Source organism: Pseudomonas sp. TE3895 (assembly GCF_056278855.1).
In genome coordinates this window covers 2,344,674-2,363,751 of sequence record NZ_JBWBQE010000001.1, presented here as the reverse complement: position 1 = coordinate 2,363,751, position 19,078 = coordinate 2,344,674, and the positions used below count along the sequence as shown (strand labels likewise).

Genomic DNA, 19,078 nt, shown 5'->3' with positions numbered 1-19,078 from the left:
GAATTACACAGCAAGAAAGCACAAGAATCCCCCCGCCCCCTGGCGTACACTCGCGCCCCTGCCTTACCTCCGGAGACCGTTGTGAGCCCCATCGCCCTAGCCCGCCTGCTGACCCTTGCCGCCGTCTGGGGAGCGAGTTTCCTGTTCATGCGCATCATCGCCCCCGAACTGGGCACGGTGCCGACCGCGTTCTTCCGGGTTTCGATCGCCTGCCTGGGCCTGATCGTGCTTCTGGCCGCCGCCCGCGTGCGCTGGGACTTCCAGGGCAAGCTCGGCGCGTGCCTGGTGCTGGGCATGATCAACTCCGGCATCCCCGCCACCTTCTACTCGGTGGCGGCCCAGGTGCTGCCGGCCGGCTATTCGGCGATCTTCAACGCCACCACCCCGCTGATGGGCGTGCTGGTCGGCGTACTGTTCTTCCGCGAGCCAATGACCCTGGCCAAACTCTGCGGCATCTTCCTTGGCCTGTTCGGCGTCGGCATCCTTAGCGGCGCCGGCCCGGTGGCACTGGACATGGCCCTGCTGCAAGGCGCCCTCGCCTGCCTGGCGGCCACCACCTGCTACGGCTTTGCCGGGTTCCTCGCCCGCCGCTGGATCAGTGGCCTGGACAGCCGTCTTTCCGCGCTGGGCAGCATGCTCGGCGCAACGCTCATGCTGACCCCGCTGTTCGGCTGGAGCGCACTCACCCAACCACCCGCCAGCTGGGGGGGCTGGGAGGTGTGGTTGTCGTTGCTGGGGCTGGGTTTGCTGTGCACCGCCTTTGCCTACATCCTGTACTTCCGCCTGCTCGAGGAAATCGGCCCGGTAAAAGCCAGCACCGTGACCTTCCTGATCCCGGTATTCGGCGTATTGTGGGGGGCATGGCTGCTGAATGAGCCGTTGTCGATGGCGCACCTATACGGCGGCCTGCTGATTGGCCTGGCCTTGTGGCTGGTGCTGCGCCCAGCGCGCAGCTGAAGCGGAGTACGGCATGAACAGCGCGTACAAAAAGGTCCTGTTCCGCCTGGAACAGGACGAGAACGGCTACCCACCGGCCTCGGTCGAGGGCCTGTGGGCCAAGGCCGTGGAAGGCGGCTATGCCATCGACAACATACCCTTCCATGTCTATGGCATCGCCCCGGGCGACGTGATCGACACCCGCGAGGAAGCAGGCGAAACCTGGTTCGCACAACTGCGCCACAGCAGCGGCAGCTCGGTGTTCCGGGTGGTCGTCAAACCACCGGAAACCCTCGACCAGGTACGCGCAGCATTGCTGGATTTCGGCTGCGCCTGTGAAACCGAGCAAGCAGTGAAGATGTTGGCGGTCGAGGTCCCGCCGCAACGCTCGCTCGATACCCTGCTCTACTACCTGCTCACCCAGCGCGAAGCCGGCCTGCTGGACTTCGAGGAAGGCGTGCTGCGCCACGCCATCCCCGAAGAATTCCGCTAGGGCCTACGCCTCGGCCAGGCGCGCGGCGGGCTTGCGAAACACGAACAGCAGCCCTACCACGATCAGCCCCATGCCCAGCAGGCTGAGCGGTGCCAGGCGGTTACCGAAGATCAGCAAGTCCATCACCGCAGTCACTGCCGGCACCAGGTAGAACAGGCTGGTGACATTGACCAGGTTGCCCTTGGCGATCAGCCGGTACAGCAGCAAGGTTGCCAGCAGCGAGACCACCAGGCCCATCCACAGCAGCGCACCGACGAAGCTGCCGGTCCACTCGACATGAAGCGGTTGCAGAGGTGCGAACAGCGCGCACATGGCAAAGCCGGCCAGGTACTGCAGCGGCAGCGTGCCCATGGGGTTGTCGGTAATGCGCTTCTGCAGGATCGAGCCAAAGGTCATGCTGACCAGCGCCAGCAGGGCGAACAGCATGCCCGCCAGCGATACCCCGCCCAGGTTGATGCCCTGGTAGACCACCATGATCAAGCCGCCCAACCCCAACCCCAGGCCGAACAAACGGTTCCAGGAACGCTGGCGTTCCATCAGCACCACGGTGAGGATCGGTTGTACCCCCATCACCGTGGCCATGACGCCGGGGGTGACATGGGTATCAAGCGCCAACAGATAGAAGATCTGATAGGCACCGAGCAACACACACCCTGTACCCAGGGCCCGCAGAATGCTCCCGCGAGTACGCGGCCAGCGCAGCCCTAGCAACGGGCCGATCAGCAACAGGCCAGCCAGGGCCAGCGCCGAGCGCAACAGCAGGAAGGCGAACGGGCTGGCATGCGCCAGGCCGAGCTTGGAGACGATCGCCCCGCTGCTCCACAGCAGGACGAACAAGCAGGTAGTGGCCGCCGAGGCCACGGACGTTTTGGTAAAGACAGACATGAATTGCCACCTGATAGTAGGCAGATAAGCCAAACGGACGGCGTGCGCTTCAACGTGAGCAGTAGCCGACCGTGTTCAGTACGTTGCGCGTGCGAAGGGTTGCGGCACGAAGCCGATCAGCCCAGCACAACCACGCAATGAGGCGGAGCTACGCCGCCTACGACGCCACTGACAGGTGGTGGGGAGTGACAGATCATGACCGGCTGCTGGCTACCACGCACGACCAAGCCCGCGACTGGCGCGATGGCAAAGCGTGTGGTGGAAGGGATGGCTGGCATGAACGGGGTCTTTGAGGAAGTGAATGTTCTGGAATATAGCGAGTGATTCTTCGCGGCACAACCCCGCTGCCACAAGCGCACCCTCGTCCTTGAAGGATCAGGCGCACCGGTGGCAGCGGGATTGCCCCGCAAAGAGGCCGGTTAGAGCAGAAAAAATCAGAACAACCAGCGATACAACAGATACGCCACCACCACCGCCAGTACCGGCCGCAGCACGCGGTAAGCCTTGGGGTTGGCGCGCTTGAACTGCTTCACATGGCTGCTGATCCTGTTGCTGAAGCGCTTGCTCCAGGCGTACGCCTGGTTGATCCCGCCCACGCGCTCGTCGTCGGTGTTCTGCGGCGCGGTGGCGCGGCCGAGGAAGGCACTGACCTTACGGTTGATGCGCGTCATCAGCGGGCTACTCAGCGGGCGCTCGATGTCACAGAACAGGATCACGCGGGTTACGTCGGTTTCGTTCTTGACCCAGTGCACGTAGGTTTCGTCGAACATCACGTCTTCGCCATCACGCCAGGCGTACTGCTCACCGTCCACGTAGATGCGGCATGCGTCGGAGTTGGGCGTGGACAGCCCCAGGTGATAACGCAGCGAGCCTGCGAACGGGTCGCGGTGCGGGTTCAGGTGGCTGCCGCCGGGCAGCAGGGCAAACATTGCGCCTTTGACATTGGGGATGCGGCTGACCAGCTCGACAGTGCGCGGGCACAGGGTTTGCGCCGAAGGCAGCGGTTTGTCGTACCACTTCAGGTAAAAGCGCTTCCAGCCCTTCTTGAAGAACGAACCGAAGCCGGCGTCGTTATCTTTCTCAGCGGCACGGATATAGCCTTCGTCGAACAGGCGCATGGCCTCTTCGCGGATTTCCTGCCAGTTGTCCTTCAACACGTCCAGCTCGGGGAAGCGCTGGCGATCCAGGTAGGGCTTGGACGGCACGCCGGAAAACAGGTACATCAACGCGTTGTAGGGGGCGAACAGCGCCGAATGGTTGACGAACTGGCGCAACACCGGCAGGCGGGCCTTGCCGCGCAAGTGCACGAACAGCACGCTGCCGAAAAACACCAGCAAGACACCCGCCTTGGCTGCAAAGGAAAAGGTCATGCTTTCACTCCTTGAGGAAGAGTCAGGGCTGCGCTGCCTGCTCTCCAGAAAATCATCCTGCCATCATAAACCGATCCCGCCGCGGTAAAAACAACCCGGGCGGGATCGCATTCATGAAGATTTTGCAATAAACCAGGCCGCCGATCGTTGCGCCGGATCAGCGGGAAGGCCGATTACTGCTGGTTTTCCTGCTCGCTGAACATGTCGCTGAACAGCATGCTCGACAAATATCGCTCGCCCGAATCGGGCAGGATTACGACGATGGTCTTACCCTGCATTTCCGGTTTTTCGGCCAGGCGCACCGCTGCCGCCATTGCCGCACCGCAGGAAATACCACAAAGGATGCCCTCTTCCTGCATCAGACGAATCGCCATGGCCTTGGACTCTTCGTCGGTCACCGTCACCACTTGGTCGACGATCGACAGGTCGAGGTTTTTCGGCACGAAGCCGGCGCCGATGCCCTGGATTTTGTGCGGGCTTGGCTTCAGTTCTTCGCCGGCCAGGGTCTGGCTGATCAGCGGCGATGCCACGGGCTCCACTGCCACCGACAGGATGGCCTTGCCCTGGGTATGTTTGATGTAACGCGACACGCCGGTGATGGTGCCGCCAGTACCCACGCCCGCCACCAGCACGTCGATGGCGCCGTCCGTGTCGTTCCAGATCTCAGGGCCGGTGGTTTTCTCGTGAATGGCCGGGTTCGCCGGGTTTTCGAACTGGCCCGGCAGGAAGTACTGCTCCGGGTCGGAGGCGACGATTTCGTTGGCCTTCTCGATGGCGCCCTTCATGCCCTTGGCCGGATCAGTCAATACCAGCTCGGCGCCCAGTGCCTTCAGCACCTTGCGGCGCTCCAGGCTCATCGAGGCGGGCATGGTCAGCATCAGCTTGTAGCCGCGGGCGGCGGCGACGAAGGCCAGGCCGATACCGGTGTTGCCCGAGGTGGGCTCGACGATGGTCATGCCCGGTTTGAGCTTGCCGCTGCTCTCGGCGTCCCAGACCATGTTCGCGCCGATGCGGCACTTGACCGAGTACCCGGGGTTGCGCCCTTCGATCTTGGCCAGGATGGTCACACCGCGCGGGGCGATGCGGTTGATCTGCACCAGCGGCGTGTTACCGATGGAGTGGGCGTTGTCTGCAAAGATACGGCTCATGGCAGGGGTCCTTGGCATGAAAAAGCAGGGAAATGCCTCAAGGGTAAGCCTGCTGCGGTGGCCCGTAAAGCCTGTTCGAACTCAGCCCGGCACGTTGCGGTCAACCGCACATCCCGCCTTGGAGACAGCCTCATGAAAGCCCGCTATCGCTGGCCGCTGGTCGGCCTGGCCAGCCTGATTGTGCTGCTGGTGGCGCTGCACCTGGCCCTGCCCTACCTGGTGCGCGACTACCTCAACGACAAGCTGGCCGATATGGGTGACTACCGCGGCCAGGTAGCCGACGTGGACCTGGCCTGGTGGCGCGGTGCCTATCAGATAAATGGGCTGAAAATCGTCAAGACCACCGGCAAGGTGCCCGTACCGTTTCTCGACGCACCACTGATCGACCTCTCGGTGAGCTGGCATTCGTTGTGGTACGACAAGGCGGTGGTGGCGGAGGTGACCTTCGTGCACCCCGAGCTGAACTTTGTCGACGGTGGTAGCAAACAGGCATCGCAGACCGGCCAAGGTACCGACTGGCGCCAGCAGCTGGAAAAACTCCTGCCCATCACCCTCAACGAAGTGCGTATCGACAAGGGCGTGCTGACGTTCCGCAACTTCAATTCCAAGCCACCGGTCGACCTCAAGGCCACCCGGTTGAACGCCAGCATCCGCAACCTGACCAACGTGCGCGACCAGCAAGGCCGTCGTGACGCAAGTTTCGAAGGTACGGCGCTCATCGCGGGGGATGCGAAGGTAGAAAGCCGTGCCACCTTCGACCCCTTCAGTGATTTCGACGACTTCGAATTCAGGCTTCGCGCCACCGGCATCGAGCTGCGAAAACTAAATGACTTTGCCAGCGCCTACGGCAAATTCGACTTCAATGCCGGGCACGGTGACGTGGTCATCGAGGCCCAGGCAGAAAAACGGCCGGCTGAACGGCTATATAAAACCGCTGCTGCGCGATGTCGACGTGTTCGACTGGCAACAGGACGTCGAGGAAAAGGACAAGGGTTTCTTCCGCTCGGTGTGGGAGGCCCTGGTGGGTGCGACCGAGACGGTGCTGAAGAACCAGCCGAAAAACCAGTTCGCCACTCGGGTGGAACTCAGCGGCAGTGTGCGCAAGCAGGATGTCAGTGCCTTCGAGGCGTTCCTGCAGATCCTGCGCAACGGGTTTGTCCAGGCATTCAATGCGCGCTATGAGCAACCAGCGCCGAAGTCTGACTGAGACAGCGTGACGGGGCATTCAGGGACTGAATACCTGGTCTGCGTTTGCAGCCGCCTGGCCCCGCGTTATAGTCGGAAACAAATCCGGATTATGTGCTGCCTGTTCGGGCCTCTTCGCGGGTAAACCCGCTCCTACAACGTTATTAGGCGCGGGTTTACCCGCGAAGAGGCCCGCAAAGCCCTAAATAGAGGACAAACCCCCATGAAGTTCGAAGGCACCCGCGACTACGTCGCCACAGACGACCTGAAACTGGCGGTAAACGCGGCCATTACCCTCGAACGCCCGCTGTTGGTCAAGGGCGAACCGGGCACCGGCAAAACCATGCTCGCCGAGCAGTTGGCAGCCTCGTTCGGGGCGCGCCTGATCACCTGGCACATCAAATCCACCACCAAGGCCCACCAGGGGCTCTACGAGTACGACGCGGTCAGCCGCCTGCGCGATTCGCAGCTGGGCGTGGACAAGGTGCACGATGTGCGCAACTACCTGAAAAAGGGCAAACTCTGGGAGGCCTTCGAGGCCGACGAACGGGTCATCCTGCTGATCGACGAAATCGACAAGGCCGATATCGAATTCCCCAACGACCTGTTGCAAGAACTCGACAAGATGGAGTTCTACGTTTACGAAATCGACGAGACCATCAAGGCCAAACAGCGTCCGATCATCATCATTACCTCGAACAACGAAAAAGAGCTGCCGGATGCCTTCCTGCGCCGCTGCTTCTTCCACTACATCGCCTTCCCCGACCGCACTACCCTGCAGCAGATTGTCGACGTGCACTACCCGAACATCAGCCAGTCGCTGGTCAGCGAGGCGCTGGATGTGTTCTTCGACGTGCGCAAGGTGCCGGGCCTGAAGAAAAAGCCGTCCACCTCCGAGCTGGTCGACTGGCTCAAGCTGCTGATGGCTGACAACATCGGTGAAGCGGTGCTGCGCGAACGCGACCCGACCAAGGCCATCCCGCCGCTGGCCGGTGCGCTGGTAAAAAACGAGCAGGATGTACAACTGCTCGAGCGCCTGGCCTTCATGAGCCGGCGCGGCAACCGCTGACAGGAGCAGGGCCATGCTGCTCAATCTGTTCAATGAGATGCGTGCGGCCAAGGTGCCGGTTTCGGTGCGTGAACTGCTCGACCTGCACCAGGCCTTGCAAAAGCGCGTGGTGTTCGCCGACATGGACGCGTTCTACTACCTCGCCCGCGCCATCCTGGTGAAGGACGAACGCCACTTCGACAAGTTCGACCGTGCCTTCGCAGCCTACTTCAAGGGCCTGGAAAACCTCGACCGGCACATCGAGGCGCTGATCCCCGAAGACTGGCTGCGCAAGGAATTCGAGCGCACGCTGACCGATGAAGAACGTGCACAGATCCAGTCGCTGGGCGGCCTGGACAAGCTTATCGAGGCATTCAAGCAGCGCCTCGAAGAGCAAAAGGAACGCCACGCTGGCGGCAACAAGTGGATTGGCACCGGCGGCACCAGCCCATTCGGCTCGGGTGGCTTCAACCCCGAGGGCATCCGCGTCGGTGAGGCCGGCAAGCGCCAGGGCAAGGCAGTAAAAGTCTGGGACCAACGCGAATACAAAAACCTCGACGACCAGGTCGAGCTTGGCACCCGCAACATCAAGCTGGCCCTGCGCCGGCTACGCAAGTTCGCCCGCGAAGGCGCCGCCGAAGAGCTGGACATCGACGGCACCATCGACCACACCGCGCGTGATGCCGGGTTGCTGAATATCCAGATGCGCCCCGAGCGGCGCAACACCGTGAAGCTGCTGTTGCTGCTCGACATTGGCGGTTCGATGGATGCCCACGTCAAAGTCTGCGAAGAGCTGTTCTCGGCCTGCAAGACCGAGTTCAAGCACCTGGAGTATTACTACTTCCACAATTGCGTTTATGAGTCGGTGTGGAAGAACAACCTGCGCCGCACGTCCGAACGTTTTTCCACCTTCGACCTGCTGCACAAGTACGGCGATGACTACAAGGTGGTGTTCGTCGGTGACGCGGCCATGGCGCCCTACGAGATCACCCAGCCGGGTGGCAGCGTAGAGCACTGGAACGAAGAAGCCGGGTATGTGTGGATCCAGCGCTTCATGGAAAAATTCAGGAAGGTCATCTGGATCAACCCGTACCCCAAGCAGGCCTGGGAGTACACCGCCTCGACCCATTTGGTGCGCGACCTGATCGAGGACAAGATGTATCCGCTGACCCTGCAAGGGTTGGAGGACGGGATGCGCTACCTGTCCAAGTGAGGTTGCCTGCTCCAACATCGCCGTCAAGGCATGCACAGCACGTGTGTAGGAGCGGGTTTACCCGCGAAGAGGCCGCCCGCTCTACCGCCAACGGTTCAGGTAATCCTGCTGCTCTCGCCAGGCCTCGTCCTGCACCACCGCCCTGAACCGCACCACCGCCCCCGGCATACACTGCGCCAGTTGCGCCAGCGCCAGCGGCGTCAGCGCGCCCAGCCGCGGGTAACCACCAATGGTCTGCCGGTCATTGAGCAACACGATCGGCTGCCCATCCGGCGGCACCTGTACCGCCCCCAGCGGGATCCCTTCGGAGATCATCGGCGCCCCTTGGTACACCAGCTGCGGCCCCAACAACCGGATGCCCATGCGGTCGGCCCGGCTGTCCAGCGTCCACTCCCGGTTGAATGCCTCGAACAGGCTGGTACCGCTGAACTCACCAATCTGCGCGCCCATCACCAGGTCGAGCACCGGCTTTTGGGCGAACTGCGGGCACAACGCTTGCGGCACTTCGCGCAGGGGGGCATTGCTACCGGTAAAAGCCAATGCCTGGTGTTTAGCCAGCGCAGCACCCAGGCCATCGATGCCACCCAGTGCTTCACGTACCACGGTGGCACAACTGCCCAGCACCTCCTCGCCCAGGAACCCACCCGGTGCCGCCAGATACGCCCGCACACCCACTTTGGGCTGCTTCAGGGTCAAGCGCTGCCCCTTGGCCAGGGCAAAGCTGCGCCATGGCGCCAGCGGCTGATCATCGACACACGCATCCAGGTCGGCACCGGCCAGGGCCAGCACGCAATCCTGTTCAGCCACCACGCAAAAACCACCCAGTGCCACCTCGACCACCGGCGCCCCCAACGGGTTGCCCAGCAGCCAGTTGGCCCAGTGCATCGCCACCCAGTCCAGCGCCCCGCCCTGGGTCACGCCAAGGTGGCGCACGCCGAAGCGCCCGGCATCCTGTAACTGGCACAACGGCGTACTGGCCTCAATCATCAACTGCTTCATCCCTGCGCCTCCACATCACCACCCATGGCCAGGAATTCGCTGCGCGAAACCGGCACGAAGCGCACCCGGTCACCGGGTTGCAAAAGGCTGTAACCCTCACGCTCACGGTCGAACAACCGCACCGGGGTGCGCCCGATCAGGTTCCAGCCACCCGGCGATACTGCCGGGTAGGCCGCCGTCTGGCGCTCGGCAATACCCACGCTGCCCGCTGCCACGCGCTTGCGCGGGGTACTCAGACGAGGGCTGGCCAGGCGCTCGTCGACCAGGCCCATAAAGCCGAAACCAGGCGCGAAGCCCAGGGCAAACACCGGGTAATCACGTTCGCCGTGCAACCGAACAATCTCCGCTTCACTCAAGCCGCTGCGGGCCGCCAGCACAGGCAGCTCGGGGCCGACACTGGCGTCGTACCACACCGGGATCTCGTGTCGGCGGCCGCCACTGCCGGTGTCAGGCTGCAAGCCGTCCAGCGCCTGAGCGATTCGCGCCCTGGCCTCGCCCGGCGGCAGGGCAGACTGCACCATCAGCGTGGTGTAGGACGGCACCAGGTCCAGCAGGTGCTCGCCGAACGCCGCGCTCAAGCGCCGGCTGGCGGCGAGCATCCATGGCATGTTGGCCTCATCGATACGGTCGAACAGGCGTACCATCAGGCTGTCGATGGCGACCACTTCAATTCGCGGCTTCATCACACCTCCAGCCCATCGAGGGCCTGGCGAATCTGCCGCACCGCCGCCACCGAACTGTCGTTGTCGCCATGCACACAGAGGGTGCGGGCGGCAAGCTGCAAGGCACTGCCATCGTCAGCCAACAGCGCTTCGCCTCGGGCCAGACGCACCGCCTGCTCCACCACCCGCGCCGGGTCGTGATGCACCGCGCCCGGCAGGCGCCGCGACAGCAGATGGCCGCTGGCGGTGTAGGCGCGGTCTGCGAACGCCTCGAACCACAGCGGCACGCCGATTTCATCGCCCAGTGCCTGGGCGGCACGGTTGTCGGCGGTGGCCATCAGCATCAATGGCAGGTTGCTGTCATAGGCCGCTACGGCCTCCAGCACGGTACGCAGCTTGAGCGGGTCGGCCATCATGTCGTTGTACAGCGCGCCATGGGGCTTCACATAGGCCACACGACCACCCAGCACTTTGCAGATGCCATCCAGCGCACCGATCTGGTAATGCAGCAGGTCGCGGATTTCTTCCGGGCTGCAGGCCATGGAACGGCGGCCGAAGCCGACCAGGTCCGGGTAGGCCGGATGCGCGCCGATAATCACCCCGTGCTCCAGCGCCAACGTCACCGTGCGACGCATGATACCGGGGTCGCCAGCGTGGTAGCCGCAGGCGATATTGGCGCAATCGATGTAAGGCATGACCTCGGCGTCCAGGCCCATGCGCCAGCTGCCGAAACTCTCACCCATGTCGCAATTGAGTAGCAGGCGTTCCACCACGCGGTCTCCCTTGTCGTTGTGCATAGGCCTACCTTACCGCGCCTGCAGCTGTTTGCCGCGGGTTTCAGGCAAGCTCAAGGCCGCCACGATCACAATGCCGTAGGACACCGCAGAAAACACGCCGATACCCAGGCCCAGCGGAACATTCTGGCCGAGCATGCCGATCATCAACGGAAACAGCGCGGCAATGACCTTGCCGATGTTGTAACAGAAGCCCTGCCCCGAACCCCGAATGCGCGTGGGGAACAGTTCGGTCAGAAACGCCCCCATGCCGCTGAAGATACCCGAGGCGAAGAAGCCCAACGGGAGGCCCAGCCACAGCATCACGCCATCGCTGACCGGCATCTGCGTGTACAACAGCACAATGACGAAAGAGCCCACGGCGAACAGGATGAAGTTCTTCTTGCGCCCCAGCAGGTCGGACAGATAAGCACTGACCACATAGCCCACGTACGAGCCGACGATCACCATGGCCAGATAGCCACCCGTGCCCAGCACACTCAGGCCGCGTTCGTTCTTCAGGAAGGTTGGCAGCCACGAGGTGATGGCGTAGTAACCGCCGAGCGCGCCGGTGGTCAGCAAGGATGCCCGCACGGTGGTCCAGAGCATGCCCGGCGCGAAGATTTCGTAGAAGCGCGAGGGTGCCTCGGCGTTTTCCACTGCCTTGGCCTTACGATAGACCTCAGGGTCCTTGACCAGGCGGCGAACGAAGATCACGAAGATTGCCGGTACCAGCCCCAGCAGGAACAACGCACGCCAAGCCTGCTCTGCCGGCAGCCAAGAGAACAGCAGCGCATAGAGGATGGCTGTGAGGCCCCAGCCGATTGCCCAGCCGGACTGCACCATGCCCACCGCCTTGCCGCGGTCCTGGGCGCGGATCACCTCGCCGATCAACACCGCACCGGCGGTCCACTCGCCACCGAAGCCAAAGCCCATCAGGGTTCGGGCAATCAGCAATTGCTCGTAGTTCTGAGCGAAGCCGCACAGGAAGGTGAAGAAGGCGAACCACAACACCGTCAGTTGCAGGGTACGCACCCGGCCGATGCGGTCGGACAGGATACCGGCCACCCAGCCTCCTACAGCCGAGGCGATCAGCGTGCTGGTGTGGATCAACCCGGCTTCAGTGGTGGTGATACCCCACAGCATGATCAGCGTAGGGATGACGAAACTGAGCATCTGTGTGTCCATGCCGTCCAGGCCATAGCCAATCTTGCAGCTCCAGAAGGTACGTCGTTGCTGTTTGTCGATGTCGCGGTACCAGGCGAAAGGCCCGGACGAACGGAGGGAACTGACCTGCTGTTGCACGCCGGTGGGGTTCATGGATGCCTCGGCTTGTTGGTATTGTTTTATGGGCGACATGAAGCGTCGCGGCCTGGGCGCCATTGTTCAGAGGCCACCTCGCCTGCGTCCAACGAAAAAAACCGCCGGTCTGGAACAAGAAAAACTGATCATGAACCTTCGCTTCCTCGAAACCTTCGTCTGGGTCGCCCGGCTCAAGAGCTTCCGCCTGACGGCAGAAAAGCTGTTCACCACCCAGGCTTCGGTATCCAGCCGTATTGCCGCACTGGAGGCTGACCTGGGCGTGAAGCTGCTGCTGCGCGACTCCCGCGGCGTCAGCCTGACCCCGGAGGGCGGCAAGGTACTGGAATACGCCGAACGCATGCTGGAAACCGCCAAGGCCATGAAGCAGTCGCTGGACAGCGACCGGACCAAGGTCGGGCGCATTCGCATCGGGGTAATGGATACTGTGATCCACACTTGGATGAGCGCGCTGGTGGCGGAGCTGACCGAGCGCTACCCGCAGGTGGAAATCGAACTGGTGGCCGACACCGCGCTGAACTTGCGCGAGCAGCTGCAGAAGGGCTTTCTTGACGTGATCTTGCAGACCGACTTGCTGCGCGAGCAATCGATCCGCAGCCTCGACCTGGCGCGCTACCCAATGGGCTGGGTGGTGGCCGCAGGCGCCCACCAGCACCGGGACTATGCGTCGCTGGCCGAACTTGGGCGCGAGCGCATCATCACCTTCTCGAAGAATTCACGGCCACACCAGGAGGTGCTGAGCTTGCTGCAGGCTGCGGGGGCAGAGGCGCCGCGGTTGAATTGTGTGAACTCGGTGGCGGCGATTACCCGGCTGTTGCGCGACGGTTTTGGCATTGGCGCGCTACCGCCGGCGCTGGTGGATGCCGAGTTGGGCCGGGGCGAGCTGGTGCTGCTGGAAGGGTTACAGCCGCCGCCGAGCCTTGAGCTGGTGGTGGCGTGGCAGACCGGGGTGGCGTTGGTCGATGAGGTGGTTGGGGTTTGCCGGCAGGTGTTGGAGCGGTATGCGCGGGATGTGGGGGGGCAGCGGATCGTGCTGGTCTGAACAACAGTCTCTGCCTGTACCGGCCCTTTCGCGGGCTTGCCCGCGAAAGGGCCGGTACAGGTACAGCAGAACTTAGCGCCAGCTCTCTTTCACCACCCTGCGCCGCCCGCCCAGGATCAGCCAGCCAATCCCCAGCAACAGGCTTTCGACCACAAAGGCCAGCACAAAACCGGCACCCACACCCCAGCCAATCGCCTCGGGCACCAGCAGAATCTGGTAGCTGTAGCCATTGAGGGTTTCTTCACGCAACTGCGGGTCGGCCTGTACCAGCACATGCCAGGTACGCTCAGCCCATGACCCTTGCAGCACCTGCCATTCGTTTTCCAGCAGTTCGTTGCGGATCATCAGGCTTTCGATGCTGTTGGCATCACTGTTGAATACCGGGTCGTCGCTGCTGCGGTAGTGCTGCAGCAGTGCCTGCAAGTCGCCCTTGAAAAAGCGCTCGGCCGTTTGCCGGAACCCATCGAGTGCCTCGCGCGATTCGAACAGGTGCGCCTCGACCCGCTGGCTATAGTCCTTGACCAGCCCCGGGACCTGGATACCGGCCAGCAGGCCGAAGGTGAACAACAGCAATCGCAGGTAACTTCTGAACATGCAGCGTCCTTAGCTCTGGCCGTGCGCCACGCACTCGCCGTGCCGCCACAGGGCCCACTGACCCGGCGCGTAGCGGTGCCAGGTCTCGTTCTCGGTCAGGGCCTCGGTGGCAATCACCGTGACCACGTCGTTGGGGGTGGTTTCGGTATGAAAATCGACGATCAGGTCGACATCCTTCAACCGTGCGGCACCGAATGGCGCACGGCGGGTGATGTGCACCAGCTTGGTCGAGCAGAAGCAGAACAGCCAGTCGCCGTCGCTGAGCATGCAGTTGAACACGCCCTGACCACGGTAGCCGGCACAGGCTTCGACCAGCACGGGCAGCAGCTGTTCCACCGGCACCGGTTCGGGGAAGGCGCTGCGGATGCGGTTGAGCAAGTCGCAGAAGGCCGCTTCGCTGTCGGTGTCGCCCACTGGCCGGTAGAAACTGGCCAGGCCCTTGAAGTCACCCAGCTGGCCGTTGTGCGCGAAGCACCAGTTGCGGCCCCACATTTCCCGCACGAACGGGTGGGTGTTGGACAGGCACACCTTGCCGACGTTGGCCTGACGGATATGACCGATCACCACTTCGCTTTTGATCGGGTAGCGCTGCACGAGGTTGGCCACTTCCGACTCGCTGCTCGCGGCCGGGTCCTGGAACAGGCGCAGGCCGCGGCCTTCGTAAAAGCCGATACCCCAGCCGTCACGGTGCGGGCCGGTACGCCCGCCCCGCTGCATCAGGCCGGTGAAGCTGAAAACGATGTCGGTAGGGACGTTGGCACTCATGCCCAGCAGTTCGCACATAGGCGTGTCTCCGTTTACAGACGAGGCTCGACCCGGCCTGCGCCACGCGTAGCGGCTGGCGGCAAGTCGTCACGGTAACGGTCGCTGCGCTCGGCAGCCAGCGGCGCCTGGGTGCCGAGCTGGTCATCCTCGGCCCGCTGACGCCTGGCGGCGGCTTCGGCCTGCTCACGGCGTGCGTGCGCGCGCTTTTCGAGCGGCCAGCGCAGCAGCACGAAGAGGAAGTACAGGCCGAAGGCGATCATGCCGTACATGGCGAAGTCGGACACAGCGCGCCAGGCGTTGTTGCCGACCTTGAAAGCGACATCCAGCGCAGTGATGGCGATTGCAGGGGCGAAGCTGTCCTTGACCGGGTCGACGATGGTCGGGGTCAGCAGCAGCACCGCCAGCACCACCCGTAGCGGTTCGCGCAGCCAGCGCCACATCCAGCCGGTGAGCTTGAAGCCCACCAGCAGGCACCCTAAGGCGGCTACTGCGTACAAGCCCCAGGCGAAGGTGTAGTCGTTCTCGGTCATGGTGTTCGTGCAAGCCAGGCAAAGAGATGCCTATGATAAACACTTTTCCGGGCGCAGACAGTGTTTGCCTGTGCCGGCCTCTTCGCGGGTAAACCCGCTCCTACCGGGATCGCACCGAGGTAGGAGCGGGTTTACCCGCGAAGAGGCCGGCACAGACAACCCCAATCAAGAGATCTTCAATGCCAGCCAAGCCCCAACCCCCGATTGCCCAAGCCGACCAGGCCACCGACCCGTATGCCTGGCTGCAACAGCGCGATACCCCCGAGGTACTCGCTTACCTGCACGCTGAAAACGCCTACCAGGAAGCCTGCCTGGCCGACCAGGCACCGTTGCGTGAGCAACTGTTCGAAGAGATCAAAGGCCGCATCCTGGAGACCGACCTCTCGTTGCCGGCGCCCTGGGGCCCCTACCTGTACTACACCCGTACCACCGCCGGCGACGAATACCCGCGTCACTACCGCTGCCCACGTCCGGCCCACGATTCGAACACCGTCGATGAAAGCCAGGAGCAACTGCTGCTCGACCCCAACGCCCTGGCCAACGGCGGTTTCCTCTCCCTCGGCGCGTTCAACATCAGCCCCGACCACCGCCTGCTGGCCTACAGCCTCGACACCAGCGGCGACGAAATCTATACCCTGTACGTCAAAGACTTGGCCAGTGGCCGTGTCACTGCCCTGCCTTTCGACGACTGCGACGGTAGCCTGACCTGGGCCAACGACAGCCAGACGCTATTCTTCGCAGAGTTGGACGACACCCACCGCCCATGGCGCCTGCGTCGCCACACCTTGGGCACCGACGCCGCGCACACCGTGTTCGAAGAGCCAGACGGGCGTTTCTTCCTGCACTGCTACCGCACCAGTTCCGAGCGTCAGCTGGTGCTGCTGCTGAACAGCAAGACCACCAGCGAGGCCTGGGTGCTGGACGCCGAAACCCCGCAGGCGCCGTTCACCTGCCTGGCGCCGCGCGTCGAAGGCCACGAATACTTCCCCGACCATGGCCAACTCGACGGCCAGTGGCGCTGGTTCATCCGCACCAACCAGGATGGCATCAACTTCGCCCTGTACCACGCGCCAGCCGCTCCAGTGCCAAGCCGCGAACAGTGGCAGGTGCTGGTGGCGCACCGCGACGCGGTCATGCTCGAAGGCCTCAGCCTGAACACCGGTGCCCTCACCCTGAGCCTGCGCGAAGGCGGCCTGCCGATCATCGAAGTACGCCCGCAGGGCTTGCCGGCCTACCGCGTCGAACTGCCAGACGCCGCCTACAGCCTGTACGTGCAGGACAGCCTGGAATTTGCCAGCACTCGCATACGCTTGCGCTACGAAGCACTCAACCGCCCGGCCCAGGTGCGCCAGCTGGCGTTGTCCACGGGCGCCCAGGTGGTGCTCAAGCAAACCCCGGTGCTCGGTGCATTCGATGCCGATGACTATGTCAGTGAGCGCCTGTGGGCAACCGCAGCGGACGGCACCCAGGTGCCGATCAGCCTGGTACGCCGCCGCCAGGACCTGGGCAAGACCGTGCCACTGTACCTGTACGGCTATGGTGCCTATGGCGAAAGCCTCGACCCCTGGTTCTCACATGCGCGCCTGAGCCTGCTGGAGCGCGGCGTGGCCTTTGCCATCGCCCACGTGCGTGGTGGTGGCGAACTGGGGGAGGCCTGGTACCGTGCCGGCAAGCAGGAGTACAAGCACAACACGTTCAGCGACTTCATCGCCTGCGCCGAGCACCTGATCAGCCAGGGCGTGACGGCCGCCGACCGCCTGGCCATCAGTGGTGGCAGCGCTGGCGGCCTGTTGATCGGCGCGGTGCTCAACCTGCGCCCTGAGCTGTTCCGCTGCGCCATTGCCGAAGTGCCGTTCGTCGACGTGCTTAACACCATGCTCGACCCGGAGCTGCCGCTGACCGTGACCGAGTACGACGAATGGGGCAACCCTGAGGAGCCGGAGGTGTATGAACGGATCAAGGCTTATGCGCCGTACGAGAACCTGAAAGCGCAGGCCTACCCGGCGATGCTGGTGGTGGCGGGCTACAACGACAGCCGCGTGCAGTATTGGGAGGCAGCCAAATGGGTGGCGAAGTTGCGCACACTCAAGACCGACAGCAACCTGCTGCTGCTCAAGACCGAGATGGGGGCTGGGCATGGCGGGATGAGCGGGCGGTACCAAGGGTTGAAGGATGTGGCCCTGGAGTATGCGTTCGTGTTTGGCGAGCTGGGTATCCTTTGAGAGAGCGGGGGGCGCGTTGCGCCCCTTTCGCGACACAAGGCCGCTCCCACAGGATGGACTGCCCCCAAGAAGTTGGACACCAATCCAACCCTTGGGGGATCTATGGGTAAGTACACCGAGCAATTCAAGCTCACAGCGATCACAGCCTACCTGGATGGCAGCAACGGTTTCCGAAAGGTGGCTCAACACTTAGGTATCGATTTCAGCCTGCTTCGACGCTGGGTGGCCAGTTATCAGGCCAATAATGGCATTGGTCCAGGCTCGCATGGGCGGCGCTATACCAGTGATTTCAAACAGCAGGTGCTTAGCTATATGCACGAGCATCGGCTTTCGCTGCGCCAGACCGCTGCCCACTTTGGTCTTGGGCAGTCCTCTCAGATAGGCATTTGGCAGCGGCAGTACTACAGTGGCAGTCCTGCACCCTCTACTGCCATCAAGCCAAGAAAGCCAATCGACGTGTCGAAGAAGATCAAGCCTGCCAAACCCACCGATACCAATGATGATCAGAAGTCTCGAGATCAGCTGATGGCTGAACTTGAGTACCTACGCATGGAGAATGCTGTCCTAAAGGAGCTCAAGGCTCTGCGCGAGGAAAAGGAACGAACACGCGGGAAAAAGCCCTGATCGTTTCCAAACTCAAGCGCAGATTTCCTTTGCCTGACCTCCTTCAACTGGTCGAGCTGGCGCGCAGCACCTTCTACTACCAGCTCAAAGCTCAGCAGAAGCCAGATCGGCATGCTGAGCTCAAGGCATTGGTGCATCGCGTCTACCACGAGCAGAAAGGGCTTTATGGTTATCGCCGTATCGCACTCGTAATCAGGAAGGAAAAGCGGGTGAACAAGAAGGTCATTGAACGGCTGATGGCTGAGCAGGGATTGAAATCAGTAGTGCGCCCCAAGAAATATCGCTCCTATCGAGGTACCGTCGGTAAAGTGGCAGCGAATGTACTGGAGCGAAATTTTATCGCTCAACGCCCAAACCAAAAGTGGGTGACTGACGTAACCGAGTTCAAAGTAGCTCAGCAGAAGCTCTATCTGTCGCCCGTGATGGATTTGTACAACGGCGAAATCGTGGCCTACGAAATGGCCAGCCGCCCGTGCTATAGCCTGGTTGGGAACATGCTTGGCAAAGCGCTCGATTGCCTGGGAGAGAAACCGAAGCTCGTGCTGCATTCGGATCAGGGATGGCATTACCAGCAGGCGCAATACCGCCGTAAGCTAAGCGAATGTGGGGTAAAGCAGAGCATGTCTCGAAAAGGCAATTGCCTGGACAACGCGGCCATGGAAAGCTTCTTCGGCACGCTCAAGTCTGAGTTTTTCTACCTGAAGCGTTTCGAGAGCATTGATGAGCTGAGAGCGGGTCTGGATGAGTACATTCACTACTACAACCATGATCGCATCAAGCTGAGGCTCAATGGCCTGAGCCCTGTGGAGTACAGGGCTCAGGCTGCAGCTTAAAACTGTCCAACTTTTGGGGGGCAGTCCAGCCCCAGACGCCCTCAGCTCCCGCCCGTCAATCATCCTCCACAACCGGCTTTGGCGGGTCCTGTCGCAACCCGGGCAATGGCTGATCCTTCGGCGGGCCGGGCACTGGCATCGGCGGCAACAAGGGCGCCCCCGGCTGGCTGTCATAAGCCTTGGGCGGCGTACTCGGGGTAATCTGCGGGTATGGCGTAGGCGTCGGCGTACCGGGCGCGCCGGGTACTGGCGGCGTGAGCCTGGGTGGCGTACTGGCAGCTTCTGCCAAGGGCAGGCCAGCCATCAACAGCGCGGCGAGGATCGCGTGAAACATCAGCAACCTCCTGTCGGGAACCTTTCTACAGGCTACGCCTAATTCAACGCTTTCGCCTGTCCGCCTGACCTGCAAGCGCGCTAGACTCAATGGCATAACCGT

General features: G+C 62.5%; 18 protein-coding genes and 1 pseudogene. 8 read left to right on the top strand and 11 right to left on the bottom strand.

Going from position 1 to position 19,078, the window contains the following annotated elements:
- Window positions 1-81: 81 nt before the first annotated feature.
- The gene (locus ACZ889_RS10700; protein WP_004576045.1) at window positions 82-957 is read left to right on the top strand and encodes a DMT family transporter; all 876 of its coding nucleotides are present in this window, start codon (window positions 82-84) and stop codon (window positions 955-957) included.
- 13 nt (window positions 958-970) lie between these two features.
- Window positions 971-1,429, top strand: a complete 459-nt coding sequence (locus ACZ889_RS10695; RefSeq protein ID WP_049586995.1) for a DUF4265 domain-containing protein — start codon at window positions 971-973, stop codon at window positions 1,427-1,429.
- 3 nt (window positions 1,430-1,432) lie between these two features.
- Here the strand turns inward: ACZ889_RS10695 and ACZ889_RS10690 are convergent, their stop codons facing one another.
- From ACZ889_RS10690 to cysK, 3 genes are all read right to left on the bottom strand, one after another.
- The gene (locus ACZ889_RS10690) at window positions 1,433-2,314 is read right to left on the bottom strand and encodes a DMT family transporter (RefSeq protein WP_476257370.1); all 882 of its coding nucleotides are present in this window, start codon (window positions 2,312-2,314) and stop codon (window positions 1,433-1,435) included.
- A gap of 434 nt (window positions 2,315-2,748) precedes the next feature.
- A complete protein-coding gene (locus ACZ889_RS10685; protein ID WP_010955240.1) occupies window positions 2,749-3,684 on the bottom strand; it encodes an aspartyl/asparaginyl beta-hydroxylase domain-containing protein in 936 nt (311 codons plus the stop codon).
- Between the two features lie 173 nt (window positions 3,685-3,857).
- Window positions 3,858-4,832 carry a cysteine synthase A gene (gene cysK, locus ACZ889_RS10680; protein WP_003254654.1) on the bottom strand — a complete coding sequence of 325 codons (975 nt, stop codon included), beginning with the start codon at window positions 4,830-4,832 and terminating at the stop codon, window positions 3,858-3,860.
- A 132-nt stretch (window positions 4,833-4,964) separates the two neighbouring features.
- Between cysK and ACZ889_RS10675 the strand changes: the two are divergent.
- The 3 genes and pseudogenes from ACZ889_RS10675 (at window position 4,965) to ACZ889_RS10665 (ending at window position 8,278) form a co-directional block, all read left to right on the top strand.
- A pseudogene (locus ACZ889_RS10675) lies at window positions 4,965-6,039 on the top strand (DUF748 domain-containing protein).
- Window positions 6,040-6,240: 201 nt separating this feature from the next.
- Window positions 6,241-7,086, top strand: a complete 846-nt coding sequence (locus ACZ889_RS10670) for an AAA family ATPase (RefSeq protein ID WP_003254658.1) — start codon at window positions 6,241-6,243, stop codon at window positions 7,084-7,086.
- Window positions 7,087-7,099: 13 nt separating this feature from the next.
- Window positions 7,100-8,278, top strand: coding sequence for a vWA domain-containing protein (locus ACZ889_RS10665; RefSeq protein ID WP_476257369.1), 1,179 nt, complete (start codon window positions 7,100-7,102; stop codon window positions 8,276-8,278).
- Window positions 8,279-8,359: 81 nt separating this feature from the next.
- On the opposite strand, the gene ACZ889_RS10660 is transcribed toward ACZ889_RS10665, so the two are convergent.
- From ACZ889_RS10660 to ACZ889_RS10645, 4 genes are read right to left on the bottom strand one after another with little or no spacing between them, the layout of a single operon-like run.
- Complete coding sequence (locus ACZ889_RS10660; protein WP_180688681.1) at window positions 8,360-9,277, bottom strand: 5-oxoprolinase subunit C family protein; 918 nt, start codon at window positions 9,275-9,277, stop codon at window positions 8,360-8,362.
- Window positions 9,274-9,960: a 5-oxoprolinase subunit PxpB gene (pxpB, locus tag ACZ889_RS10655; protein WP_003254664.1), complete on the bottom strand. Its 687-nt coding sequence runs from the start codon at window positions 9,958-9,960 to the stop codon at window positions 9,274-9,276. The genes ACZ889_RS10660 and pxpB overlap by 4 nt, the downstream gene beginning before the upstream one ends.
- A complete protein-coding gene (locus tag ACZ889_RS10650) occupies window positions 9,960-10,736 on the bottom strand; it encodes a 5-oxoprolinase subunit PxpA (protein WP_180688683.1) in 777 nt (258 codons plus the stop codon). The genes pxpB and ACZ889_RS10650 overlap by 1 nt, the downstream gene beginning before the upstream one ends.
- A 9-nt stretch (window positions 10,737-10,745) precedes the next feature.
- Window positions 10,746-12,032: an MFS transporter gene (locus ACZ889_RS10645; RefSeq protein ID WP_180688684.1), complete on the bottom strand. Its 1,287-nt coding sequence runs from the start codon at window positions 12,030-12,032 to the stop codon at window positions 10,746-10,748.
- Between the two features lie 130 nt (window positions 12,033-12,162).
- Between ACZ889_RS10645 and ACZ889_RS10640 the strand changes: the two genes are divergently transcribed.
- Entirely contained in the window at window positions 12,163-13,074 is a 912-nt protein-coding gene (locus tag ACZ889_RS10640) for a LysR family transcriptional regulator (RefSeq protein WP_180688685.1), read from the top strand.
- A gap of 72 nt (window positions 13,075-13,146) precedes the next feature.
- Here the strand turns inward: ACZ889_RS10640 and ACZ889_RS10635 are convergent, their stop codons facing one another.
- Genes ACZ889_RS10635 through ACZ889_RS10625 form a run of 3 tightly spaced genes read right to left on the bottom strand, consistent with a single transcriptional unit; the run spans window position 13,147 to window position 14,963 of the window.
- Window positions 13,147-13,668, bottom strand: coding sequence for a DUF2937 family protein (locus ACZ889_RS10635; RefSeq protein WP_003254669.1), 522 nt, complete (start codon window positions 13,666-13,668; stop codon window positions 13,147-13,149).
- Window positions 13,669-13,677: 9 nt separating this feature from the next.
- Window positions 13,678-14,451: a class II glutamine amidotransferase gene (locus ACZ889_RS10630; protein ID WP_180688686.1), complete on the bottom strand. Its 774-nt coding sequence runs from the start codon at window positions 14,449-14,451 to the stop codon at window positions 13,678-13,680.
- Window positions 14,452-14,465: 14 nt separating this feature from the next.
- Window positions 14,466-14,963: a hypothetical protein gene (locus tag ACZ889_RS10625; protein WP_003254673.1), complete on the bottom strand. Its 498-nt coding sequence runs from the start codon at window positions 14,961-14,963 to the stop codon at window positions 14,466-14,468.
- Window positions 14,964-15,142: 179 nt separating this feature from the next.
- Between ACZ889_RS10625 and ACZ889_RS10620 the strand changes: the two genes are divergently transcribed.
- Window positions 15,143-17,185: a S9 family peptidase gene (locus ACZ889_RS10620; RefSeq protein WP_476257368.1), complete on the top strand. Its 2,043-nt coding sequence runs from the start codon at window positions 15,143-15,145 to the stop codon at window positions 17,183-17,185.
- A gap of 102 nt (window positions 17,186-17,287) precedes the next feature.
- A protein-coding gene (locus ACZ889_RS10615; RefSeq protein WP_476257367.1) for an IS3 family transposase occupies window positions 17,288-18,642 on the top strand; the annotation gives its coding sequence in 2 pieces (ribosomal slippage) (window positions 17,288-17,761 and window positions 17,764-18,642; 1,353 coding nt in all).
- A 55-nt stretch (window positions 18,643-18,697) separates the two neighbouring features.
- Here ACZ889_RS10615 and ACZ889_RS10610 read toward each other — a convergent pair.
- Complete coding sequence (locus ACZ889_RS10610) at window positions 18,698-18,976, bottom strand: hypothetical protein (RefSeq protein ID WP_003254675.1); 279 nt, start codon at window positions 18,974-18,976, stop codon at window positions 18,698-18,700.
- Window positions 18,977-19,078: the final 102 nt, after the last annotated feature.